The sequence below is a fragment of the Magnetospirillum fulvum genome, from assembly GCF_900108475.1.
In the GTDB taxonomy this organism is placed as follows: Bacteria; Pseudomonadota; Alphaproteobacteria; order Rhodospirillales; family Magnetospirillaceae; genus Phaeospirillum; species Phaeospirillum fulvum_A.
In genome coordinates this window covers 258,515-282,299 of record NZ_FNWO01000002.1, presented here as the reverse complement: position 1 = coordinate 282,299, position 23,785 = coordinate 258,515, and the positions used below count along the sequence as shown (strand labels likewise).

General features: G+C 63.1%; 24 protein-coding genes, 1 tRNA gene and 1 riboswitch. Of the genes, 19 read left to right on the top strand and 6 right to left on the bottom strand.

Annotated features, from left to right (window positions below):
* The 3 genes from BLW40_RS03560 (at nt 1) to BLW40_RS03550 (ending at nt 5,904) form a co-directional block, all read left to right on the top strand.
* The gene (locus BLW40_RS03560) at nt 1-531 is read left to right on the top strand and encodes a GNAT family N-acetyltransferase (protein WP_074765592.1); all 531 of its coding nucleotides are present in this window, start codon (nt 1-3) and stop codon (nt 529-531) included.
* Nucleotides 532-726: 195 nt separating this feature from the next.
* Nucleotides 727-3,879, top strand: a complete 3,153-nt coding sequence (locus BLW40_RS03555) for a type ISP restriction/modification enzyme (RefSeq protein WP_074765591.1) — start codon at nt 727-729, stop codon at nt 3,877-3,879.
* 309 nt (nt 3,880-4,188) lie between these two features.
* Nucleotides 4,189-5,904: a hypothetical protein gene (locus BLW40_RS03550; protein ID WP_074765589.1), complete on the top strand. Its 1,716-nt coding sequence runs from the start codon at nt 4,189-4,191 to the stop codon at nt 5,902-5,904.
* A gap of 168 nt (nt 5,905-6,072) precedes the next feature.
* Here the strand turns inward: BLW40_RS03550 and BLW40_RS18045 are convergent, their stop codons facing one another.
* Together BLW40_RS18045 and BLW40_RS03545 are read right to left on the bottom strand one after the other, a co-directional pair.
* Entirely contained in the window at nt 6,073-6,204 is a 132-nt protein-coding gene (locus BLW40_RS18045; protein WP_280139890.1) for a hypothetical protein, read from the bottom strand.
* 79 nt (nt 6,205-6,283) lie between these two features.
* Nucleotides 6,284-6,359, bottom strand: a tRNA-Glu gene (locus tag BLW40_RS03545).
* 138 nt (nt 6,360-6,497) lie between these two features.
* On the opposite strand from BLW40_RS03545, the gene murJ reads away from it, so the two are divergent.
* The 6 genes from murJ to BLW40_RS03515 all read left to right on the top strand — a co-directional run bounded on the left by murJ (nt 6,498) and on the right by BLW40_RS03515 (nt 12,448).
* On the top strand, nt 6,498-8,048 hold the full coding sequence (gene murJ / locus BLW40_RS03540; RefSeq protein ID WP_074765587.1) for a murein biosynthesis integral membrane protein MurJ: 1,551 nt from the start codon (nt 6,498-6,500) through the stop codon (nt 8,046-8,048).
* A 60-nt stretch (nt 8,049-8,108) separates the two neighbouring features.
* On the top strand, nt 8,109-9,107 hold the full coding sequence (gene trpS, locus BLW40_RS03535; RefSeq protein ID WP_074765585.1) for a tryptophan--tRNA ligase: 999 nt from the start codon (nt 8,109-8,111) through the stop codon (nt 9,105-9,107).
* Nucleotides 9,104-10,120, top strand: a complete 1,017-nt coding sequence (locus BLW40_RS03530) for a DUF2333 domain-containing protein (RefSeq protein WP_083386601.1) — start codon at nt 9,104-9,106, stop codon at nt 10,118-10,120. Before trpS ends, BLW40_RS03530 begins: the two co-directional genes overlap by 4 nt.
* Before the next feature lie 128 nt (nt 10,121-10,248).
* Complete coding sequence (locus BLW40_RS03525; RefSeq protein WP_074765583.1) at nt 10,249-11,181, top strand: sulfite exporter TauE/SafE family protein; 933 nt, start codon at nt 10,249-10,251, stop codon at nt 11,179-11,181.
* The gene (locus BLW40_RS03520) at nt 11,178-11,960 is read left to right on the top strand and encodes a TIGR02186 family protein (protein ID WP_074765581.1); all 783 of its coding nucleotides are present in this window, start codon (nt 11,178-11,180) and stop codon (nt 11,958-11,960) included. The genes BLW40_RS03525 and BLW40_RS03520 overlap by 4 nt, the downstream gene beginning before the upstream one ends.
* A 20-nt stretch (nt 11,961-11,980) precedes the next feature.
* Nucleotides 11,981-12,448, top strand: a complete 468-nt coding sequence (locus BLW40_RS03515) for a universal stress protein (RefSeq protein WP_074765578.1) — start codon at nt 11,981-11,983, stop codon at nt 12,446-12,448.
* Nucleotides 12,449-12,504: 56 nt separating this feature from the next.
* Here the strand turns inward: BLW40_RS03515 and BLW40_RS03510 are convergent, their stop codons facing one another.
* Entirely contained in the window at nt 12,505-13,149 is a 645-nt protein-coding gene (locus BLW40_RS03510) for a hypothetical protein (protein WP_074765576.1), read from the bottom strand.
* A 305-nt stretch (nt 13,150-13,454) separates the two neighbouring features.
* Between BLW40_RS03510 and BLW40_RS03505 the strand changes: the two genes are divergently transcribed.
* The 9 genes from BLW40_RS03505 (at nt 13,455) to BLW40_RS03465 (ending at nt 19,997) form a co-directional block, all read left to right on the top strand.
* Nucleotides 13,455-13,916, top strand: a complete 462-nt coding sequence (locus BLW40_RS03505) for a hypothetical protein (protein WP_139305473.1) — start codon at nt 13,455-13,457, stop codon at nt 13,914-13,916.
* A 6-nt stretch (nt 13,917-13,922) separates the two neighbouring features.
* Entirely contained in the window at nt 13,923-14,285 is a 363-nt protein-coding gene (locus tag BLW40_RS03500) for an HMA2 domain-containing protein (RefSeq protein ID WP_211656706.1), read from the top strand.
* Nucleotides 14,286-14,311: 26 nt separating this feature from the next.
* Nucleotides 14,312-14,578 (top strand): hypothetical protein, encoded by a 267-nt coding sequence (locus BLW40_RS03495; RefSeq protein ID WP_074765573.1) that lies wholly within the window; start codon nt 14,312-14,314, stop codon nt 14,576-14,578.
* Nucleotides 14,575-14,916, top strand: coding sequence for a hypothetical protein (locus BLW40_RS03490; RefSeq protein ID WP_074765571.1), 342 nt, complete (start codon nt 14,575-14,577; stop codon nt 14,914-14,916). The genes BLW40_RS03495 and BLW40_RS03490 overlap by 4 nt, the downstream gene beginning before the upstream one ends.
* On the top strand, nt 14,891-15,211 hold the full coding sequence (locus BLW40_RS03485; protein ID WP_083386600.1) for a hypothetical protein: 321 nt from the start codon (nt 14,891-14,893) through the stop codon (nt 15,209-15,211). The genes BLW40_RS03490 and BLW40_RS03485 overlap by 26 nt, the downstream gene beginning before the upstream one ends.
* Nucleotides 15,208-17,340, top strand: coding sequence for a heavy metal translocating P-type ATPase (locus tag BLW40_RS03480; RefSeq protein WP_074765568.1), 2,133 nt, complete (start codon nt 15,208-15,210; stop codon nt 17,338-17,340). The genes BLW40_RS03485 and BLW40_RS03480 overlap by 4 nt, the downstream gene beginning before the upstream one ends.
* A gap of 157 nt (nt 17,341-17,497) precedes the next feature.
* Nucleotides 17,498-18,370: a UTP--glucose-1-phosphate uridylyltransferase GalU gene (gene galU / locus BLW40_RS03475; protein ID WP_074765566.1), complete on the top strand. Its 873-nt coding sequence runs from the start codon at nt 17,498-17,500 to the stop codon at nt 18,368-18,370.
* Between the two features lie 20 nt (nt 18,371-18,390).
* On the top strand, nt 18,391-19,698 hold the full coding sequence (locus BLW40_RS03470) for a UDP-glucose dehydrogenase family protein (RefSeq protein WP_074765564.1): 1,308 nt from the start codon (nt 18,391-18,393) through the stop codon (nt 19,696-19,698).
* A gap of 35 nt (nt 19,699-19,733) precedes the next feature.
* Nucleotides 19,734-19,997: a hypothetical protein gene (locus tag BLW40_RS03465; protein WP_074765562.1), complete on the top strand. Its 264-nt coding sequence runs from the start codon at nt 19,734-19,736 to the stop codon at nt 19,995-19,997.
* Nucleotides 19,998-20,028: 31 nt separating this feature from the next.
* Here BLW40_RS03465 and folE read toward each other — a convergent pair whose 3' ends face one another.
* The 3 genes from folE to metZ form a co-directional block, all read right to left on the bottom strand.
* Nucleotides 20,029-20,667 carry a GTP cyclohydrolase I FolE gene (folE, locus tag BLW40_RS03460; protein ID WP_074765560.1) on the bottom strand — a complete coding sequence of 213 codons (639 nt, stop codon included), beginning with the start codon at nt 20,665-20,667 and terminating at the stop codon, nt 20,029-20,031.
* Between the two features lie 20 nt (nt 20,668-20,687).
* Nucleotides 20,688-21,080, bottom strand: a complete 393-nt coding sequence (apaG, locus tag BLW40_RS03455; RefSeq protein ID WP_074765558.1) for a Co2+/Mg2+ efflux protein ApaG — start codon at nt 21,078-21,080, stop codon at nt 20,688-20,690.
* A gap of 117 nt (nt 21,081-21,197) precedes the next feature.
* Nucleotides 21,198-22,403: an O-succinylhomoserine sulfhydrylase gene (gene metZ / locus BLW40_RS03450; protein ID WP_074765556.1), complete on the bottom strand. Its 1,206-nt coding sequence runs from the start codon at nt 22,401-22,403 to the stop codon at nt 21,198-21,200.
* 76 nt (nt 22,404-22,479) lie between these two features.
* Nucleotides 22,480-22,558: riboswitch (SAM riboswitch) on the bottom strand.
* A 129-nt stretch (nt 22,559-22,687) separates the two neighbouring features.
* On the opposite strand from metZ, the gene BLW40_RS03445 reads away from it, so the two are divergent.
* Entirely contained in the window at nt 22,688-23,776 is a 1,089-nt protein-coding gene (locus BLW40_RS03445; protein ID WP_074765554.1) for a TRAP transporter substrate-binding protein, read from the top strand.
* Nucleotides 23,777-23,785 lie beyond the last annotated feature (9 nt).

The following is a 23,785-nucleotide window of genomic DNA, read 5'->3' as shown; positions in this document are numbered from 1 at the left end:
ATGCCGCTGTCCGCGCCGGAGCCGCTGAACAAGACCCACGACGTTTCGACGTTCTCCTGCGGCAAGCCCGCGCTCGATCACTGGCTTCGCACCCGCGCCCTGTCCAATCAGGAAAAAGGGTTCACCGTGGTGATGGTTGTTCACGATGGCGGTCGGGTGGTCGGGTATTACGGCCTCGCCCCCACGGCAGTCGTTTCGACGATGTTACCTCGGTCGATCAAAACCGGTCAGCCGCCCGATCCGGTTCCGTGCCTGCTGCTGGGGCAGTTGGCGACCGATCTCGACTGGGCGGGGCATGGTATCGGAACCGGTCTTCTCCGCCACGCCTTGATCCGCTGCGTCCAGGGTGCCCGATTGATCGGTGGCCGCGCCCTGATGGTCAATGCCATCGATCCCGAGGCCGCTTTGTTCTGGCAGCGGCGCGGGTTTCTGCCGTCCAACGACGATCCGCTGATCCTGTTCCGGTCGATTGCCGACATCGCCGCGTCGGTGGCGAGGGCCGGGATCGGGATGCATGCCCCCGATTCTTGAGCGGTCTTTGCTCCAATGAGGTCCACCAGGAACGACGGCTTCGCACCCAAGGTGGATGGTCAGTGGACCTGCCTCTTCTCCCGATAACCGACTTTGCCCAGAGTCCACCCACAACCTACATCGAACAACACGAATCTTCCCGCCCCTTCCCTTCCATGCAATAACATCAAAAAGTGATAGGTTGGGGAGGCGTCAGTGTCCCGGATTTCAGATTTTATTACAAAGGTTCAAAGCGTCTATCAGACCCGTGCCGCAACCGAGCACTCGTATCGCTCAGCGCTTGAGACGCTGCTTGACGGGCTCGAACACGACGTGACAGCCATCAACGAGCCTAAGCGCGTCGCTTGTGGTGCGCCGGATTTCATCGTGCAGAAAGGTGATATCGCTATTGGACATGTCGAAGCCAAGGATATTGGCGTTAGTCTGCGGGGTATGAAAGATACAAACAAGGCGCAGCAGGATCGCTACCGGAAGGCTCTTTCGAACCTAATTTATACGAATTGCCTGGATTGGGATTTCTACCGTGACGGCGCATTGGTCGCCTCCGTGACGATTGCTGACTTGCTCACGGGCATTCAGCCTATCCCCGAGAAATACGAAACACTTGAAAATCTGCTAAAAAATTTCATTGCGCAACAACCGCAAACAATCACCAGTCCGCGTGACCTGGCTGAGCGTATGGCGGGCAAAGCGCAACTTATCAAGGATGTCCTGCAAAACACTTTGAAGGACAAAAGCTCGCCGAGAACTGAACTGGCCGATCAGTATGAAGCGTTCAAAAAGAACCTGATTCACGACATTACGCTGGAAGACTTCGCCGACATTTATGCCGAAACCATCGCTTACGGCATGTTCGCGGCGCGGTTGCACGATACGACGCTTGATACGTTCAGCCGACAGGAGGCTCTGGAACTCCTGCCGAAGTCCAACCCGTTCCTGCGCAGTCTATTCACCTTCGTCGCAGGCTATGATCTTGACGGCCGTATCGCATGGATCATCGACGATCTGGCGCAGGTCTTCCAAGCCTGCGATGTCGCCAAGCTGATGGAGGGCTTCGGCAAACTCACAGGCCAACAAGATCCATTTCTACACTTCTACGAAACCTTTCTTGCCGCCTATAACCCATCGAAACGAAAGGCGCGCGGCGTCTGGTACACGCCAGAACCAGTCGTCAACTTCATCGTCCGAGCGGTCGATGAGGCGCTCAAAACGGAATTTGGGCTTCCCGACGGCCTTGCTGACACATCCAAAGTCACAATCGACTGGGACACCGGCCAGCGTGCACGGACGAGAAAAGGCGATTTCAGAAAAGATGGCGCGAATGTCATCGAAAAGCGAGACGTCCATCGTGTTCAAATTCTCGACCCTGCAACTGGCACCGGCACGTTTCTCGCCGAGGTCATCAAGCAGATTGCGCCAAAGGTGAAAGACGTCGCGCCTGGAATGTGGTCACAATACATCGAGAAGGATCTGATCCCGCGCGTTCACGGGTTCGAGCTTCTAATGGCGTCCTATGCCATGTGTCACATGAAGCTGGATATGATCCTGACCGAGCTAGGCTACCAGCCGACATCGACACCACCGCGGCTGTCAGTCTTTCTGACTAACTCGCTGGAAGAGGGCGAACCGGCAAATCAGACGCTACCTTTTACCCAATGGCTCAGCCGCGAGGCGAAAGGAGCAAACACGATCAAGCGCGACATGCCGATCATGTGCATTGTGGGAAACCCCCCGTATTCGGGTATTTCCCAAAATATGGGAGAATGGATTTCCGAAAAAATTGAGAGTTACAAGTACGTTGATGGCCAGCATTTCGGCGAGAAAAAACACTGGCTTCATGACGACTATGTTAAATTTATTAGATTATCAGAATCACTTATCGAGAAGAACGGAGAGGGCATTCTTGGTCTCATTACAAATCACGGCTATTTGAGCAATCCCACTTTTAGGGGCATGCGCAACCATCTCTTAAAGACCTTCGACAAAATTTTTATTTTTGATTTGCACGGCAATGCCAATCGAAAAGAGATATGCCCGGACGGGACTAACGATCAAAACGTATTCGATATTCGACAGGGCGTAGCGATCATCATAGCTATCCGGAATCGAGGCGAAGATTCAGGTCAGGCGCGGGTATATCGCCAAGACCTGTGGGGTCGTCGCAGCAAAAAATACGAAGAACTATTCGCCAAGCGCATTGACACGTCAACTTGGACAGAAATTGCGCCATTTGCACCGTACTATATGTTCTATGAAGTCAGTAAGTCTGAGTTGGAAGCATATGAGAACGGAACGCCCCTAACGGAAATATTTTCTGAGTACTCAGTTGGCGCGGTGACCGGACGAGATGGAATAAATGTTTCATTCTCAATGGATGAAGCCATAGACAAGATATCAAGATTAAAAAGCCAAAGTGAATATGAGCTCCGGCGCTATTTCGGATTGAAAGAAAATGATGCCCGAGATTGGAAGCTCCCTAACGCGATTAGGGACGCCAAGACGGCCGAATCCAATTGCTTTCGAGTTATGAGCTATAGGCCATTTGATGAACGGATTACCTGCTATACAGGAAATTCGCGCGGCCTATATGCCAGCCCGCAAAAAAGGGTTCTGAGCAATTTTCTATCAAACGATAATATTGGCCTATGCTTTAACAAAACAATAGAGCAGGATCGACCATTTTCCGACTGCTTCGTTTTTTCCAACTTGATGCAGCACCACTCTCTGAGCCTAAAGGAGGTTAATTACATTGCCCCGCTATATATTGTCAATGCCGGCAATGGAATTGGCTTCGATAGGGCGTCGAACATCAAGCCTAAATATATTCGAGAATTAAGAAGAATTGTGCCGGAGCTAAGCAAGTCTGGTGGACAAGAAGAATTGACTGTATTTGATTTTATTTACGGCATTCTGCACTCACAGGATTTCAGAAATCGCTTTCACGAATTCCTTCGGATCGATTTTCCGAAGATCCCTTGGCCTTCTAGCCCGGATGAATTTTGGGAAATTTCCAGTGCTGGATCGCAGTTGCGAAAGCTACACCTCATGGACCCTTCGATGATAGGCCAGACGCCATACCCTTTTGTTGGGGACGGAGACAACGTAGTATCTACAACGAACTTCAAGGACGGCAAGGTCTGGATCAACAAGACCCAGTACTTCGACAACGCTCCCGACGTTGCTTGGGATCTCTACATTGGTGGTTACCAGCCAGCGCAAAAGTGGCTTGTGGACCGCAAGGGCCGAGCGCTTAGCTTCAGTGACGCGAAGCATTATCAGCGTATCTTGAAGGTTCTCGCCGAAACCGACCGGATCATGAAGGCAATCACCGTGACGCTCGAAATGTAGCGATACCGCCGCCAACGGATAACTGTGCCGAAGCCGCCCTCGTTGGCGGTGTCCGCTTATCCCCTTTCCTCATTGAACAGAGAACCTTCCGCTGTCGGCCCATCCGACCCATAGGCGCAGGCAACCGATCGGCACCAAAACGGTCGCCGATGCTCGCTTCCAACACCTCCCTTCTCCCTGAACGCGACGATTCATCGTATCATCGACCGCAACCGTTCGAAGGGCCAGTGCTTCCACTCAGGTCCCGTCGGGGGTTGAGGTGAGTCGGACGACTCATCGTTCGGTGTTTTTCGTTTCAGGGGAGGGGGTATGAGCTTCGAATACGGCCAGCGGGATGGAAGGCTGACTCTCCCCAATCCCCTCAAGACACATAATTATTTCCTGGCGGCGGCGTCCGCGTCTCTTTTCCTCGGTGCCATGGTCCTTCTCTTCGATCTTCGAAGTGAACTCCAGACCGGGGCGCGGCCGTATGCCGCTCTGGCTCTTGCCGTGGTGATGTTGGGTGCGTCGATCCGCTACCTTTACACGTGCCTGAGCCAGCTTAGATTTTATTTCGGACGCGGTCGGCCGGTGGGACTTGCCCCGGTTCTCACCGACGATTCTTTTGGCACCAGCTATGAAGCTGATAAAGTCGTCAAAGAGACAATGCGTCAGCAGGCGATCGAATATCCGGAACCCGTGGGGCCGATTTCAACCCTCCTCCATTCCATTGTCCCCAATCTCATCTATGCCCCGCTTCCCTTGCGCCGTTTCGCGGAGTGGCAATTCAAGGGCATGATTACCCTCTTCGTACTTCTGATCGGGTTGGGCGCAACTCTGTTGCTCGGCGCTCCGGGCCAGACCTCCAAAGGACTTCTCGACTGGATCGGCCTTGCCTTCGTCATCATCGGAGCCTGGACTCTCGTCCGTCCTTCGGACGCCGCTTTGTCGGCACCGAATCCGTCTCTTCTCTCCGTTCGCTGGATGACCCTCCTTGTCGCGTTCTCCGTCGTGGGGCCCGTTATCCTTTCGTTTTTAGGACCAACTCTGCCCAAGCCTTTCTTCGTCGATCCTTACCCTCACGTCTTCATTCTTCTCTCACTGGGGCTTGCCGCGCATGCCCTGTTCTTCTTCGCCATCGTTGGGCAACTTCTTCCGCCACCCCCCACCGCAACCAAGATGATCCAGGACACCTGGAATATTTCGAACTCTCCCGCCCTGGTAATCGGCGAGTTCATGCGGGCGATGCAGGAATCATGGCCAGATAAAATCCCGAACCGACGTTATATCCGTATCGACCCCGTGATCGATCTCACGGCCGAAACCGGATCGTTCAAAGGGGAGATCATGGAGGAAACGCAACCGTTTCCGATTCGCCTGAGCGAAGAAGCCACCCAGGTCCACCCTTCGGGAGTTCCTGCCCTGATCCTCGCGCTCGACGCAGTGGGGGTCGCTTTTGTCCTCGCTGCGACTGTCGCATCCGTCCAAATCGGCTCCGGGCTGGCGCATCAGCTGGGTTTTCCATCAACGGCCGCGCTTTACGCTCTGTTCTGCTGGGCTCTTGGCAGTTTCGCGTTGGAAGCCGCCCGGCACCTTCTGCTTCGGTTCGACTTCAAATCCCTCGTTCACTGGCTCGAACTGTCCGGCATCTACGTTTCCGGTCGAGTCGATCAAGGGAACGTGATCAGCGGGACCCTGCGTTCCACGAGCTCGGTGGTGCAGGTCGAAAGCATGACCTTCCGCCTTTGGTCCGCTCAGCTCCATACCGTCGCCTTCGGCAAAGATGCCCCGCGTCACATCGTCGCGATGGCTGGAGCACCGGACGAAGCCGAAGCCCTGGCCGCGCGCCTGAAAGCGTTCGCCACCAATCAGGCTGTGGTGACAAATCTTTCGAACGCAGCCAATGCGGAACGAATCTATGGCAACTCAACCTTGGCGGCGAACGCGGCTCAGGCTGGAGCGTCGGCTCTCGGTGCCCCAGAGCTCAACGCGGCGCTTCAGGTATCTTCTGTCGTCGCCGAGGGTGAGTCTGTTCCCCGGGTCTGATGGCGGACTTCGGCATGTCCGCCAAGGGGATTGCCGCTGGAATTGGCCGGTGTGACGTGCCGCGTCACACCGGACTCCCCACCCAGGGCTGCGACCCAGACCAGGACATCGACCAGTCGGATGAGGCCGTTACGGCTAATCCGGGAGCCCTTCGCGGACTTCGCGACCTTAGGGGCGTCCGATACGGCGATTGGGGCGTCCGACCAGTGCGGCGGGTGTAACCATGCGGAAGCACCATCCGGTGCCCAGGCCGCGCGGCTGGAACAGGAAGAGGGTGTCGAGCATATCGTCGTCAGTCATGCCCGCGTTGTACATCGTGGACAACGGGCTGTTTAACAACGTGCCGAATTTTTCTTTGAAATCAACGCCTTAACGGAATTGGCGTCCCCAAGGGGATTCGAACCCCTGTTACCGCCGTGAAAGGGCGGTGTCCTAGGCCTCTAGACGATGGGGACGGCGCGAGGCGAGGGCGACTGAATACCCGCGCTGAAAAATAAAATCAAGGCCGCTGTCGCATCTTTTTTAAAAAATCGTCATCGACGCCGCGCGGGGCGAGGTGGTGGCGACGGCGCATCTCGGTTACAAAGACGTCCATGTCTCTCCTGCGCTCCGTCGCCACGGTTGGTGGCCTGACCCTGTTATCCCGCATCACCGGACTGATGCGCGAGATGATGATCGCCCACTATCTGGGAGCGGGCGCGATCGCCGACGCCTTTTTCGTCGCCTTCCGCTTTCCCAACCTGTTCCGCTCGCTGTTCGCTGAGGGAGCCTTCAACGCCGCCTTCATCCCCCTGTTCACGAGCAAGCTGTCCTGCGAGGGACAGGCCGAGGCCCGGCTGTTCGCCGAACGCGCCTTTGCCGTGCTGGCGCTGACGCTGACCCTGTTCGTCATCGCGATGGAACTGGCGATGCCGTGGGCGATGCGCGGGCTGGCCCCCGGCTTTGACGCCACCCCGGACAAGATGGAGATGGCGGTCGCCTTCTCGCGCATCTGCTTCCCCTATCTGCTGTTCATCTCGCTGGTGTCGCTTCAGGCTGGCGTTCTGAACGCGCTGGGCCGCTTTGCCGCCGCCGCCGGAACCCCGGTGCTGCTCAATTTGACCTCGATGGCCGGGCTGTGGGCGCTGATGCCCTATACCCCCACCGCCGGGCACGCGATGGCCTGGGGCACCTTTGCCGCCGGGATCGTTCAGTTCCTCTGGCTGGTGGTCGGGCTGCGCCGGGTCGGGATGATGTTACGCCCGGCGATGCCGCGCCTGACCCCCGAGGTCCGGCTGTTGTTCCGCCGCATCGTGCCGGGTGCGGTCGGAGCCGGGGTCTATCAGATCAATCTGGTGATCAACACGATGATCGCCTCGACCGTCGCCGACGGCGCGGTCAGCTATCTCAATTACGCCGACCGGATCAACCAATTGCCGCTCGGCGTGGTCGGGATCGCGATCGGCACCGCGTTGCTGCCGTTGCTGTCGCGGCAATTGCGCGACGGCGAGGACGCCCAGGCCCAGGACAGCCAGAACCGGGCGATGGAATTGGGCCTGCTGCTGACCCTGCCCGCCGCGGCGGCGTTCATGGTGATCGCCCATCCGGTGGTCCAGGTCTTGTTCGAGCGCGGCAGTTTCGGCCCGGCCGAGACCGCCGCTACCGCCGCCGCCTTGGTCGCCTTTGCCATAGGGCTGCCCGCCTATGTCCTGGTCAAGGTGCTGGCGCCGGGCTTCTTCGCCCGCGAGGATACCGCCACCCCGGTCAAGATCGCCGGGCTGTGCATGGCGCTGAACGTCGCGCTCAACCTGTCCCTGGTCGGCACGCTGGCCCATGTCGGGATGGCGCTGGCCACCGCGCTGGCCGCCTGGGCCAATGTCGCCCTGCTGGCCTGGGTGCTGTGGCGGCGGGGCTTCCTGGTGCTGGATGCCCGGCTGAAGCGCCGCGCGCCGCGTATTCTTGCCGCCGTGCTGGTGATGGCGGCGGTGCTGTGGGGCGGACGCACCGCGCTGGCTCCGCTGGCCGGGAGCGGGAGTTTGGCGGCGTTGGGGACGCTGACGGCGACGATCGCGGCGGGCGGTCTGGCCTATGCCGTCGCGGTTCTGCTGTTCGGCGGAGCGAATCGGGCCGATATCAAGGGGATGATCAGGCGGCAGCGTTCTTGACGCCGCGACGCGGCAGGGTATAGGTGAAACCCTCGTTATCCTCCCGGAGTGACAGGGGCCATGCAGCGCATTTTTTCCGGCGTTCAGCCGACCGGAAACCTTCATCTCGGCAATTATCTGGGCGCGATCCGCAACTGGGTCCATCTCCAGCATCAGTATGAATGCATCTTCTGCATGGTCGACATGCATGCGATCACGCTGTGGCAGGATCCCAAGGACCTGATCCGCAACACCCGCGAGGTCGCGGCCGGGATGATCGCCGCCGGGATCGACGCCGAGAAGCAGATTCTGTTCAACCAGTCGATGGTCCCCGCGCACGCTCAGCTGGCCTGGGTGTTCAATTGCGTCGCCCGGATCGGCTGGCTGAACCGGATGACCCAGTTCAAGGACAAGGCGGGCAAGCACAAGGAAAACGCCTCGGTCGGGCTTTATGCCTATCCCAACCTGATGAGCGCCGACATCCTGATCTACAAGGCGACCCACGTTCCGGTCGGCGAGGATCAGAAGCAGCACCTGGAACTGGCCCGCGACACCGCGCAGAAGTTCAACAGCGATTACGGCGTCGAGTTCTTCCCCCTGCCCGAACCGCTGATTTTCGGTGCGGCGCGGCGGGTGATGAGCTTCCGCGACGGCACCAAGAAGATGTCGAAATCGGACGAGTCCGATTACTCGCGCATCAACATGACCGACGATGCCGACACCATCGCCCTGAAAATCCGCAAGGCCAAGACCGATCCGCTGCCCCTGCCCGAGACGATCGAGGGATTGACCGAGCGGCCCGAGGCCGACAATCTGGTCGGCATCTTCGCGGCCCTGTCCGATCTGGAGAAGGCCGCCGTGCTGGAGCGTTTCGCGGGCAAGCCGTTCTCGGAATTCAAGCAGGATCTGACCGATCTCGCCGTTTCGGTGCTGGGGCCGATCAATGCCGAAATGAAGCGGCTGATGGCCGACCCCTCGCATATCGACGCGGTGCTGCACCGGGGCGCCGAGCGCGCCAACGCCATCGCCGAGCCGATCCTGAAGGACGTCTATGACATCGTAGGATTCCTGCGCCCGTGACTGTTCCGGCCACCGTCTCCGCCCTGATCGTTAACCTGGGTCGCCGCGCCGCCGTGCTCGGTGCCCAGGTACGCGATATGCCGCGTCGGCGCTGGCCGTTGATCGGGGTTGGGGCCTTGCTCCTGACCCTGGTTGTGATCTTCCCGGTGACGATGCTGTTCATCAGCCGGGTTGACGACAATCTTCAATTTACCCCGCCGCATTCCAGCCTGGGCCAGCCCCACGCGCTGGAGGTGACGGCGGCACTGATTACCCGCGAGCTTGAGGTCAACAAGTGGCGGGCCAACGATCCGTTCTTCATTCCTGGTGGCTGGCTGCGGGCGATGCCCGCCTTCCAGATCGGGATGGTCACCGCGCTGGCTCACATCACCGGGGCGATGGCGGCGGAAAACGGCGCGGGATGGGGTCCGAACGGCTGCGAGGTCAACCTTGAACACGCCGCCGGCCTGTTGAAATATCCCGGCACGGTGTGGAAGTTCGACACCCGCAAATCGTGGATGCCGACCGCCTCGTCGGAAAAGCAGTACCGCAATGCCCAGCGCGGGATTGACGCCTACAACGCCAAGGTCGCATCCGGCATCGCGACCTATAACCGCAGCCCCGAGGCCCTGGCCCTGGTGGTCACCGCGCTGATCGGCGATCTGGACGACACCACCTCTGCAATTAACTCCCACATGGAAAAAGACCTTTCGGTGGCCCTCGATTTCTCGATCACCAAGGTGTTTTACCGCAACAAGGGACGGCTTTACGCCAACGCGGTGGTGATGCGCGACATCGGCCGCGATTTCGAAGCCGTACTGGCGCAAAACAACCTGACCGAGAATTGGGTCAAGATGGTCGAGTATCTCGCCATCGCCGCCCGGCCCAAGCCGTCGGTGGTGTGGGGAGCGCGGCCGGAATCCGGGTTCTTGCCGAACCACCTGATCGCTCAGGGCTATCCGACGCTTCAGGCCCGCCAGCTCGCGACGGGTATTCTGGCGACCCTGAAAAGCCGGGCGGCGCAGCAGCCTTAAGCGCGGCCGGGGATCGGAGCGGCCACCGCCTGGGCCGACCCGATCCTTGCGGGATCGAGACCGCTCTGAAATGATCCTCTCTGCCGGATCGTTCCAGAGATCCCGCGGCAAGCGAGAGACGGGCGCGGATGCAGATCTATCTTCCCATCGCCGAGATGTCGGTCAACGTCTTCGTCATCCTGGCGGTCGGCTCTGGGATCGGCTTTCTGTCCGGTCTGTTCGGAGCCGGGGGGGGCTTTCTGCTGACCCCCCTGCTGATCTTTCTGGGTGTTCCCCCCGCCGTTGCCGTCGGCACCGGCAGCAACCAGATTGTCGCCTCGTCGGTCTCGGGAGCCATGGCGCAATGGCGGCGCGGCAATGTCGATCTGCGGATGGGACTGATCCTGATCCTGGGCGGTCTGGTCGGGTCGGGGTTGGGGGTGATGCTGTTCCACTGGCTGCGCCGCCTCGGCCACATTGATCTGGTGATCTCGGCCAGCTATGTCGTCCTGCTGGGCAGTATCGGCGGCCTGATGGTGGCGGAAAGCATCCGCGCCCTGCTGCGCCGCCGCGCTGGAGCCGAGGCCCAGCCGATGGCCCGCCCCCACGCCCGGGGCTGGATCGACCGGCTGCCGCTGAAGGTCCGCTTCCGCCGCTCGCAGCTTTACATCAGCGCCCTGCTGCCCGCTTTGGTCGGTGTCGCCGTCGGCATCATCTCGGCGGTGATGGGAGTCGGCGGCGGCTTCGTGCTGGTGCCCGCGATGATCTATCTGCTGGGGATGCCGACCGCGGTGGTGATGGGCACCTCGCTGTTCCAGATCGTCTTCGTCACCGCCAACGCCACCTTCCTCCATGCCACCGTCAACCACACCGTCGATGTGGTGCTGGCGCTGGTGCTGGTGCTGGGAGGGTCGGTCGGAGCGCAGTTCGGGGTGCGGGTCGGCGCCCGCCTCAAGGGCGAGCACCTGCGCGCCCTGCTGGGGCTGCTGGTGCTGGCGGTCGCGGTCAAGCTGCTGGTCGATCTGCTGCTGCCGCCGACCGAGCCGTTCTCGCTGGCGGCGACGGTCGGGAGCCTGCGGTGAGACGCCCCCGCCTCCGAATCGCGCTGGGCGTGCTGCTGGCCGGGCTGGCGCTGCTACTGGCGGTCCCGCTGACGGCGCGGGCGGCCGAGGAGCCGCTGGCGGTCGATCTGTCGCGCCATCTGGTCGAGATCACCACCGGCTTCGCCGGGACCGACCTGTTGCTGTTCGGCACCGCCGAGCCCGGACGCGGTCCCGCACCCGCCGATATCGTCGTGGTGGTGAGCGGGCCTTACATCGCCGAGACGATCCGGCGCAAGGATAGCGTCGCCGGTCTGTGGCTCAATACCGGCTCGGCCCGGATCGAGGGAGCCCCCGCATTCTACCGCGTCGCCTCGACCCGTCCGCTGGAACAGGTCGCCGCGCCCGCCCTGCTGCGGCGGCTGGGGATCGGGCTGGACCAGCGCGCCATCGCGATCGAGGTCGAGGACAAAGGGGCCGATGCCGCCGCCTATCGCGCCGCGCTGATGCGGCTGATGCAGGCGCGCGGCCAATATGACGAAACCGTCGGGTTGGTGTCGCGGCCGGGACGGCGGCTGTTCCGCACCGAAATCCACGTCCCCGCCACGGTGCCGGTGGGGATCTACAAGGTCGAAATCCATCTGATCGGCCAGGGACGGCTGATCGGAACTCAGGAAACGCCGCTGGCGGTCGATCGGGTCGGGCTGGGGGCCTCGATTCACGATTTCGCCTATCGCCAGTCCGGTCTGTACGGTCTGGCCGCCGTGGTGCTGGCCGCCTGTGCCGGATGGCTGGCCGCCTGGATCTTCCGCAAGGGATAAGTCTTCGAAGGGGGGATCGAATGTCGAATCGCCGTGTCTTCCTGGTCGTCGTCGATGACACGCCGGAACAGGTCGCCGCTTTGCGCTATGCCAGCCGTCGTGCCCGTGCGACCGGCGGGCGGGTGGCGCTGTTGCGGGTGATCGAACCGGCGGAGTTCCAGCAATTCGCCGCGATCGGCGCACTGATGCGCGACGAGGCCCGCGCCGAGGCGGAAATGCTGCTGACCCGGCTTGCCGCCGAGATCGAGGCGCTGTCGGGCGACATTCCCGCCCTCTATGTCCGCGAGGGCGACCCCCGCGACGAGGTGATCCGCCTGATCGCCGACGAACCGTCGATCTCGCAATTGGTGCTGGCCGCCGACCCCGGCACCAGCGGACCGGGGCCGCTGGTGACCGCCCTGACCGGGCGCTATGTCGGACGGCTGCGGGTGCCGGTCACCATCGTTCCCGGCAGTCTGACCGATCCGCAGATCGACCAGATCACATAAAAGCGCATTCCCCTCAAACGAAGTCGCAGAGGAATGCGCGACAAGCCCGAGCGACTCTAGAAGCGATAGCCCATGCCCGCGCCGAACATCACACCGGGATAGGCCCCGGTTTCGCTGCCGGTCGGGCTGAAAGCCTCGGCGACGCCCCCCAGGCTGAAGGTCGGGGTGACCTGATGGCGCAGACTGAGGCTGAGGTTGAGGTCCGACGTCCGCGACGCGGGCGGAGTCATCGTCGCCAACCCCAGCGATTGGGCCGGATTGGGGCTGAACCCGCCCGAGAGCTGATTGCGCCAACGCGCGCCAAGGCTGACCGCAGCCGTGGCGTCGGAGCCGATCATCCCGCCGCTATAAGCGGCGGAGATGTCGGCGACGGCCAAGGCCCCGTCGCTGCGTAACGACGAGGACAGGCTGGTCTCGCCGCCCAGGCTATAGGCGACATAGCCGCCGACCGCCAGCGATCCCCGCCCGCCGGAGAAAGGCAGCGCCCCGGCCGGACGCGGCGGTTCGGCGACAAGGCCAACCGAATAGCCGCCGGAACTGTGCAGGGGAAGACGGGTTTCGGCCAAGGTGCTGCGGAAAGGATCCGGACTGCGGACGGCGGGGGCTCCCCCCGGGACAAGACGGTTGCCGTTCTCCAGCGCGATGGCAGGCAAGGCCACCGTGAGAAACGCCAAAGCAAGAAGAGTCCGAACGGGAGACATGATACGCCACACTAAATCGACCAAACTTTACCATAGCGCATCCGACCGATTTTGTGAAGACGCACGAGCGGGACAACGGCGACACTCTCAGCGCGGGAAAGATGGTCTGCGGTCCGTCTCGGTCTGGGGTTGAACGGCACCAACCCAGTCACTACCTAGCGCTCATTGCGATTTGTCATACGGCTGCAATATGACGCTCAAACGTCACGGACGGGGTTGACCCCCCTTTGCCCCGCCGCTATCGTCTCGGTGCGAATGCGTCTGCGATTTATTATCGCCGACTCTGACAGAAGGATTGCAATGACATGGCAGCGATTGCCTCAGCCCTTCCCGGACGCTTGAGACTGCACGACCCGGCATGGCGCCTGCCGAGCCGGAACGAGGCGCTCCGGGCCGAACTGGCCGGATGGGACAAGGTCCGCTCGGTCGAGGGCAACCCGCGCGGCGGCAGTCTGCTGCTGCGCTACGATCCGGCCGAACTGGCCCCGTCCGAGATCGAGGCCCAGGTCACCGCCCGCTTTGCCATTGCCCCCAAGACAGCGAAGACCGCCGCCGCCCCCCGCGCCGCCTGGTCGAGCGATGGGCTCATCGACAGCCTGGCGACGCGCGAGGCCAACAAAATCTCCAAAATCGGGCTGCTGGCCTCCACCGCCGTGATGCTGGCCAGTCTGGGGTTCAGCAAGCGTCTGCACGCCGCCGCCGGTGGGGTCAATCTGGCCCTGCTGCTGGTCCACCTTGCCTATAACCGTCAGAAGATGCTGAGGTAGTCCCGGATGTCCTCTCCCGCCTCCTGCGCCGCCGAACCGACCGATGATTCGTGGGAGATCGCCCGCCATGCCATCTGGCTGCGGGTCGCCCATCACATCCCCGGCCGGATCCGGCTGAAACTGGCATCGGAAGTCGAAACCGGCCTGCGCGACGCCCTGGCCGAGGTAAAGCGTTTCGTTTCCGCCGCCTCGACCGCGCCCGGCATCCGCTCCGTCTCGCTGAACCTGCTGGCGCGCTCCTGCCTCGTCGAATACGACCCGGCGCAAATCGCACCGACCGCCTGGACCGATCTGATCGCGGGCACCCGCTCGGACGAGGCCCTGGCGCTGACCCACCGGCTGGCCGGATCCAGCCGCCTCTCCGCGTGACTCTTAGCCCGAAAGGACCTCCGGACATGCATCCCGTTCTGCTTTTCGCCACCGGTCTGGTGACCGGAATTATTGGCGTCCGCGCCCTCAAACACAGCGGCAAGGGCGAAGAGACCCTGTCCGCGCTGGGGCACAAGACCCGTCACGGCCTCGATCAGGCCAAGAGCGGCCTGCGCGACGCCACCGTCTCCAGTCTCGCCGCGATCGAGAAATCCTCGGCCAACCTGCGCGGCAAGCTGGCCCCGGCCGCTCCGGCCGCCGCCGAGCCGCCCGAAAGCGGAACCGCGCCGTGAAACGGGCCAAGGGCAAGGCGAAGCGTCAGGCCGAGGCCGAGGCGGCGGTCGCCTTCGCGCGCGGCTTCGTCGCCACCGGATTGTTGAGCCTGTTTCAGGACCGGCTGGAGCCGGTTCGGTCCCGGCCCAACCCCCGCAAGATCCTGCGACACGCCCTTCAAGGCGGCGCGGCGCTGTCGGCCGCGACCCTGCTCGCCGAGGCGCTGCGCCGCCGCGATTATGCCACCGTTGCAACCGCAGCCGCGTTAGGTGCGGGCGGCGTGCTGGCGGCGGAATACCTGCTGACCCACCGATCGAACGAGGAGGCCGACCTTGGCCAAGAAGAAGAAAAAATCTAAGAAAAACAAATACGGCAAGCGCGGCGTCCCGATGGGATATGTCCCGGCCGGCAATGGCGGCGTGTTCGCCGGTCTGGCCCGGATGCTGCCGTCGGGACGGACCGAACAGTTCCTGCTGGGGGCCGCGATCGGAGCCGCCGCCGCCTATATCCTCAGCGACGAGGACTTGCGCGGCAAGCTGATCAAATCCGGGGTCAAGCTCTATGCCGGTCTGGTCGGCGGACTGGAGGAAGTCAAGGAGCAGGTCGCCGACATTCAGGCCGAGTTGCAGGCCGAACAAAGCGGCGCTGCATGAATCGGGCCGTCGGCGGAGACATCGGCGCGGTGGAGGTGATCCACCGCGTCCCCGGGCGGGTGCGGCTGCGCTATCGTTGTTCGGACGGCCCGGTCGCTGCCCAGCCGTTGCAGCGGGCCGCCGCGACGCTGGACGGCGTCACCGCCGCGCGGATCAATCCCAAGGTGCGCGCGCTGATCCTGACCTACGACCCCGCCGAGACCGATGCCGATCAGTTGCGGACTCAGGTCGCCGCCTTGCTTCCTTCGGTCCAGGTCAAAGGGGCCGCGCCCCTCGCGCCGCCCACCTCGTCCGGTCTGGGCAGCAGTCTGGCGACCCTGTTGATGACCCCGCTGCTGCCGCTGCCGCTACGGCTGCCGGTGGCCCTGGCCACCGCCATACCGCTGCTGCGCCACGCCTTTCACGATTACGCCGAGAACGGGGTGACCTCGCACGGGCTTGAAGCGATGGCGGTCTCGATCTCGCTGGCGCGGGCCGATTACACCGCCGCCAACACCACCACCTTCTTGCTGGCGCTGGGCGAACATCTCGAACATTCGGTCGCGCGCCGCTCCGACGATTTGCTCAAGCATCTGCTCCGCCCGGCCTGCACCGAAATCTGGGTGATGCGGGGCGACGAGGAAGTGCTGATCCCCGCCGCCGAGGTCGCCGTCGGCGACACCGTGATCGTCGGCACCGGCACGGTGATCCCGGTCGATGGCACCGTTCTGGCGGGTGAGGCCACCGTCAACGAGGCGGCGATGACCGGCGAAAGCGTCTCGGTCGAAAAAAGCCGGGGATCGCTGGTGCTGTCGGGAACGCTGGTCGAAGAGGGCCGGTTGTCGATCTATGCCGAGCAGGTCGGCCGCCGCACCGCCGCCGCCCGCATCGCCGATTACGTCGAGCAATCGCTGGTGGCCAAGAGCGAAGCGCAGTTGGAGGCGTCGCGGCTGGCCGACCGTCTGGTGCCGCTGGTGCTGAAACTGGCCGGAGGAGCCTTCGCCGTCTCGGGCGACTGGCGCCGCGCCGCCGCCGTGCTCCAGGCCGATTATTCCTGCGCCCTGAAGCTGGCCACCCCGGTCGCCTTCAAATCGGCGATGTACGGCGCGGCGCGGGCGGGCATCCTGGTCAAGGGCGCCACCGCGCTGGAACGCCTCGCCCAGGCCGACACCTTCGTGTTCGACAAGACCGGCACCTTGACCACCGGCCTGTTGCAGGTGACCGACGCGATCGCCTTCGATCCGACCTTCACCCCCGACGACCTGATCTGCCTTGCAGCCTCGGTCGAGGAACATTACTTCCACCCGCTGGCGATGGCGGTGGTTACCGCCGCCCGCGCCACCGGGCATCATCGCCATTTCGATCATCAGGAAGTGCAATTCATCGTCGCCCACGGCGTCGCCAGTGTCATCGACGGCCAGCGGATCGTCGTCGGCTCGCGCCATTTCGTCCAGGAAGACGAAGGGATCGACATCGCCCCACAGGCCGAGTTGATCGACCGGCTGTACCGCGAGGGCAAGACCCTGCTGTTCATCGGCTTTGGCGGACGGCTGCTCGGCGTCATCGCGCTCAAGGATTCGCTTCGCCCCACCACCGCCGCGACGCTGCGCCGCCTGCGCGACTTGGGGGTCCGCCGCATCTTGCTGCTGACCGGCGATCATCGCGACCGGGCCGCCGAACTGGCCGAGGAATTGGGCCTGGACGAGTGCCATGCCGAGTTGATGCCCGAGGACAAGGCCAGCATCATCGAAACGCTGTCGGCCCAGGGAGCCCGGATCGCCTTTGTCGGCGACGGCATCAACGATGCCCCCGCTTTGGCCGGGGCTCATGTCGGCATCGCGATGATGAAGGGAGCCGACATCGCCCGGCTGACCGCCGACGTCGCCCTGCTCGAAGACGATATCGAATGCGTCGCCGACGCCAAGGCCGCCGCCAACGCCGCGATGGACCTGATCGCCACCAATTACCGCCTGACCGTCGGCCTCAATACCGGCATCTTGTCGGCGGCGGCGCTGGGGATGCTGTCGCCGGTCTCGACCGCGATCCTCCATAACGGCACTACGCTCGGCATCTTGCTCAACGCGCTGCGGACGCGTCCCTTGCGCCAAGACCGTCACCCGCCCCCCCAGAAAACGATTATGGCGGGATAAGGGTCGCAGCAAACCTGCGGCCCTGCTTCCGGCGCAGAGCGCTTCGGTTCAGCCCGCGATTGCGTCGGACCACCGACCATGGCACAACTGCGCGGCTGGGACCGGCGGCTCGCGCCCGCTGGCCGGCAGGCAATTCCGGCGCGAAGGAGTGGTTTTGATGGCTCGTCATGTGCGCAAGGCCGTATTTCCCGTTGGCGGCATGGGCACCCGCTTCCTGCCCGCCACTAAGGCGATGCCCAAGGAAATGCTGCCCGTGGTCGACAAGCCGCTGATTCAATACGCGGTCGAAGAAGCCGCCGCCGCTGGCTGCGAACACTTCATCTTCGTCACCGGGCGCGGCAAGAACGCGCTGGAGGATCATTTCGACCACGCCCCCGAGCTGGAGCGCACCTTGAAGGAGCGCGGCAAGTTCGATCTGGTCGAGGCGGTCACCAGTTGGATGCCGAAATCCGGTCAGATTTCCTATACCCGCCAGAGCGAGCCGCTGGGTCTCGGCCATGCGGTGTGGTGCGCCCGCGATCTGGTCGAGGACGAACCGTTCGCGGTTCTGCTGCCCGACGATCTGATCTTGTCGAAGACGCCCTGCCTGCGCCAGATGGTCGCGGTTCACACCGAAGTCGGCGGCCATGTCGTCGCCGTGTCCGATGTTCCGCGCGAACACACCAAGCGCTATGGCATTCTCGACGTCGAGACCGATAACGGCCGCATCGCCAAGGCGCGCGGTCTGGTCGAAAAGCCCGATCCCGAACTGGCTCCGTCGACCCTGTCGATCATCGGCCGCTATATCCTGCATCCGATCGTGTTCGAGGTACTCGACCGCAAGGAAAAGGGGGCTGGCGGCGAAATCCAGTTGACCGACGCGATCAGCCAGACGATCGGAACCGTTCCCTTCCACGGGCTGCGCTTCGAAGGCAACCGCTACGATTGCGGCGACAAGGTCGGTTGGCTCGAAGCCAACGTCGCCTTCGCGCTCGACCGCCCGGACATCAGCGAAGCGGTCCGTTCGGTGCTGCGTCCGTTCCAGTTCTGACCCCAGGGAGCCTTCGCGTCATGCGTATCGCCATGATCGGCACCGGCTATGTCGGGCTTGTGTCGGGTACCTGCTTCTCCGAGTTCGGCATTCAGGTCGTCTGCGTCGATAAGGACGCGCGCAAGATCGACCTGTTGCGCCAGAACGTGATGCCGATCTACGAGCCGGGGCTGGACGAACTGGTCGCCGCCAATGTCGAGGCGGATCGGCTGTCCTTCACCACCGATCTGAAGACGGCGGTGGCCGAGGCCGACGCGGTGTTCATCGCCGTCGGCACGCCCTCCCGCCGTGGCGACGGTCACGCCGATCTGTCCTACGTCTATGCCGCCGCCGAGGAAATCGCCGACGCGCTGAACGGCTATACCGTGATCGTCACCAAATCGACGGTCCCGGTCGGCACCGGCGACGAGGTCGAACGGATCATCCGGGCGCGGCGCCCCGATGCCGAGTTCGACGTCGTCTCCAACCCGGAATTCCTCCGCGAAGGCTCGGCGATCAACGATTTCCTCCGCCCCGACCGGGTGGTGATCGGCACCGAATCCGAGCGCGCCCGCAAGGTGATGAAGCAGCTTTACCGGGTGCTCTATCTGATCGAGACCCCGATCGTCTTCACCTCGCGCCGCACCTCGGAACTGATCAAGTACGCGGGCAATACCTTCCTCGCCACCAAGATTTCGTTCATCAACGAAATCGCCGATCTGTGCGAGAAGGTCGGCGCCGACGTCCACGACGTCGCCAGGGGGATCGGGCTGGACGGCCGCATCGGCAAGAAGTTCCTTCATCCCGGTCCGGGCTATGGCGGGTCGTGCTTCCCCAAGGACACCCTGGCCCTGGTCCAGACCGCGCGCGATTTCAACTCGCCGCTGTCGATCATCGAGCAGGTGATCGCGGTCAATGACCGGCGCAAGAAAAGCATGGCCGAGCGGGTGGTCGCCGCCTGCGGCGGCTCCGTCTCGGGCAAGACCATCGCCGTGCTGGGCCTGACCTTCAAGCCCAACACCGACGATATGCGGGATTCGCCCGCGATCGACATCGTCGCCGGGCTGGTCGAGGCCGGGGCGACCGTCCGCGCCTTCGATCCCGAGGGCATGGGCGAGGCGAAGGCGCTGCTGCCGTCCCAGGTGATCTATTGCGACGATGCCTACGCCACCATGCCGGGGGCGGAATGCCTGGTGATCGTCACCGAGTGGAACGAGTTCCGCGCCATTGATCTCGACCGGATCAAGACGCTGCTCGCCGCGCCCCGGATCGTCGATCTGCGCAACGTCTATGAGCCGACCGAAATGCACGAACTCGGGTTCGAGTATCGCTGCATCGGTCGGGGGTAGAGGGAACCGCCCCGCCGCTTCGCCAAGGAACCGCCATGAAACGAATCGTTTTGCGTGTTGGTATCGCCCTGGCCCTGATCGTCGCGATCGTTGTCGCGCTGGCTCTGCGCCAGCAGAGCAGCGATCCGGCCCCGGCGGCGGCGAGCGACCCCGCTTTGCGCATCACCGGCACCTATGCCGACGATTGGCAGGGCAATTGCGGCCCGCTGACCGGCCCAGACCAGACCGCCTGCACCGACCGCCTCAACGCCAAATATGGCCATACCGAGGATGCTCCGGTGCCGAAGGCGGACAAGTAGGCGAGAGGGTCGCCCCCCAGAGCGGGCGGACTCAGCCCAATCCGCGCCGCGACTGAATCAGCGCCATGAACTCGCGCCTTGTTTCCGAATCGTCGCGGAACACGCCGAGCATCCGGCTGGTGACCATCGTTACCCCGGCCTTGCGGACGCCCCGCGTCGTCATACATTGGTGGGCTGCCTCGATCACCACCGCGACGCCCTTCGGCTGCAACACCTCGTTGATGGTGTTGGCGATCTGGGCGGTCAGCTTTTCCTGAATCTGAAGCCGCCGAGCATAGACCTCGACAACCCGGGCCAGCTTGGAAATCCCCACGACGCGACGGTCGGGCAGATAGGCGACATGGGCAACGCCGATGATCGGCACCATGTGGTGCTCGCAATGGGATTCGAGGCGGATGTCGCGCAGCAGCACCACCTCGTCATAGCCGTCGGTTTCCTCGAAGGTGCGGTGCAGGATATCGACCGGATCCTGTTCGTAGCCCGAGAAGAATTCCTCGTAGGCGCGGGTAACCCGATCGGGGGTGCCGACCAACCCTTCGCGCTCGGGATCGTCACCCGCCCAGCGGATCAGGGTACGGACTGCCGCTTCGGCCTCGGCGCGGGAGGGCCGCGACAAAACCGTCGCAACGGGAGAGGAAAGCGGACGCCGGGGGGTGTCGTCTGCGGTCACGGGAGAGAACCTCCGTACAATCAGTTAAGGCTGGGCCGGTCGTGCGGGCTGTCCAGCGAAAAGGCGGGGATGACGATCTCGAAGCGTTCGCCCCCCTCGCTTTCCATTTCGTAGCTGCCGTGCATGATCCCGGACGGAGTCGCGAGCGGCGCGCCGCTGGTATATTCGAAACTCTCGCCGGGGCGAAGCACCGGCTGGGCGCCGACGACGCCCGCTCCGCGGACGTCCTGGCTGCATCCGGCGGCGTCGGTGATGATCCAGTGGCGGTTGAGCAATTGGACGGTGCGCGGGCTGAAATTCTCGATGCGGATACGATAGGCCCAGACATAGCGGCCCTCGTCCGGAGCCGATTGCTCTTCGAGAAAAAACGGACGCACCGTCACCGTGATGTCGCGGGTAGTGTGGCTGTACATGGCGGGGGGAGCCTCCTCGAACCGGACGGGGCCAAGCGGGGATGAGGCGGCGGCACCCCGCCAACTCACCCCCTCCACTCTATTCTTTTGTCCGGTTCCAACCCAGCCTTATCGGTATCAGCCCAGGGCTGAATCGAGCGCGGCCCCTAGATCGGCGGTCAAATCGACGACGTCCTCGAGCCCGACCGACAAGCGCAGCATCCCCTCGCCGATCCCCATCGCCAGCTTGTCCTCGGCGGTCAGGCGCTGGTGGGTGGTGGTCCAGGGATGGGTGATCAGGCTTTTGGCGTCGCCCAGATTGTTCGAGATGTCGATCAGGCGGAGCGCGTCAAGCAGCCGGTAGGCCGCCGCCTTGCCGCCCTTCAGCTCCAGCGCGATCATCGTCCCGCCGCCCCGCATCTGCCGCATCGCCAGATCGTGCTGGGGATGGCTGGCCAGAGCGGGATACAGGGCACGGGCGACGGCAGGATGGCCGTCGAGCAACTGGGCCAGGGCCAGGGCGTTGGCGGACTGACGCTCGACCCGCAGACCCAGCGTCTCCAGCCCCTTCAACAGCAGCCAGGCATTGAACGGCGACATCACCGGGCCGGTATGGCGCAGATACGGCCCCAGCACATCGTTGCAGAAGGCGGCATCGCCCAGGATCGCGCCACCCAGGCAACGGCCCTGGCCGTCGATATGCTTGGTGGCGGAATAGACGACGACATCGGCCCCCAGCTCCAGCGGGCTTTGCAGGATCGGGGTGGCGAAGACGTTATCGACCACCAGCCGTCCCCCGGCACGGTGGGTCAATTCGGCCACCGCGGGAATGTCGATAATCTCCAGCGTCGGGTTCGACGGCGTCTCGATCAGCACGCAGGCGGTGGGGCGGGACAGCGCCCGTTCCCAGCCGGGCAGATCGCCGCAATCGACGAACTCGCGCTCGATCCCGAACCGGGGCAGCAATTCGTCGATGATCCATTGCGACGAGCCGAACAGCGAACGGGACGCCACCAGCCGGTCGCCCGCCTTCAACTGGCACAGCAGGGCACAATGCACCGCCGCCATCCCCGACGCGGTGGCGCGGCAGGCCTCGGCCCCCTCGATCGCGGCCAGACGGTCCTCGAACGCCGCCACCGTCGGATTGCGAAAGCGGGAATAGACCATCCGATCGCGCGTCCCGTCGAAGCTCTCTTCGGCTTCCTGGGCGCTGTCATAGACATAGCCCGAGGTCATGAACAGGGCTTCGGACGTCTCGTGAAAGCCGGTGCGGGACAATCCGGCGCGGATGGCACGGGTCTGGGGGGTCCAGCTTTTCGGATCGGGGGGAAGTCGGTCGCTCATCGGTCTTGCCTCCTTAAGGCATGCACATTCTGCTGGTCTGACCGGCAAATGGCCGCGCTCTGAGGCACCGTGGCTCCATAATCGGAGCCGGACCTCTTTAGCGGTTTTTTTAACGTGGCCGCAATCCGGTCGGACAAATCACCACGGGTTCAGTGATAGACCTCCGCCGACCCGGCCGTCAAGCGCCTCTGCTGGCGAAGCGCGTGCGTTGCTGTAGGATGGGGGATGCTTGAACCGGGGCCGCTTCGCTGCGTCCCGGAACGACGAAATCGAGGAGACGTTGGATGGAACGACGGACTTTTCTGACCTCTGCGGCGTTGGGCGCGGCGGCAAGCACGCTCGCCGCCCCGGCACTGGCCCAGACCCAGCCCGAGATCAAATGGCGGCTGGCATCGAGCTTTCCCAAAAGCCTGGAAACCCTGTTCGGCACCGGCGAATACATCACCCGGCGGGTCGCCGAGGCCACCGACGGCAAGTTCCAGATCCGCAGCTTTGCCGCGGGCGAACTGGTCCCCGGCCTTCAGGTGCTCGACACCGTCCAGGCCGGAACCGTCGAGTGCGGCCACACCGTCAGCTATTACTATGTCGGCAAGGATCCGACCTTCGGCTTTGAATCGACGATGCCGTTCGGCTCCAACACCCGGCAGCAGAACGCCTGGCTGTATCAAGGCGGCGGGCTGGAACTGATGCGCGATTTCTTCCGCGCCTACAACGTCATCAACTTCCCCGCCGGGAATACCGGAACCCAGATGGGCGGTTGGTTCCGCAAGGAAATCAAAACCGTCGATGATCTGAAGGGGCTGAAGTTCCGGATCGCTGGCTATGCCGGACGGGTGCTGACCAAGCTTGGCGTCGTGCCGCAGCAACTGGCGGGCAGCGACGTCTATCCCGCTCTGGAAAAAGGCACCATCGACGGCGCCGAATGGGTCGGCCCGGCCGACGACGAGAAGCTCGGCTTCTACAAGGTCGCGCCCTATTACTACTATCCCGGCTGGTGGGAAGGCGGCCCGACCGTGACGATGCTGGTCAACATCGCCGCGTGGGAAAAGCTGCCCAAGACCTATCAGGCGATCTTTGAATCCGCCTGCGCCGACGCCAACCTGCATATGAGCACGAAGTACGATGTGCTGAATCCGCCCGCGCTGAAGCGGCTGGTCGCCAACGGGGCCAAGCTGCGCCCGTTCTCGAAGGAGATCATGCAGGCCTGTTACAAGGCGGCGCAGCAGACCTATGCCGAGGATGTCGCCAGCAATCCCGCCTTCAAGAAGGTGTTCGAGCATTGGAGCGCGTTCCTGGAGGAACAGCGCTCGTGGTTCCGCGTCGCCGAATACGGCTTCGACAATTTCGTCTTGAACGGAATTCCGAAGAAATAGGCACGGCAA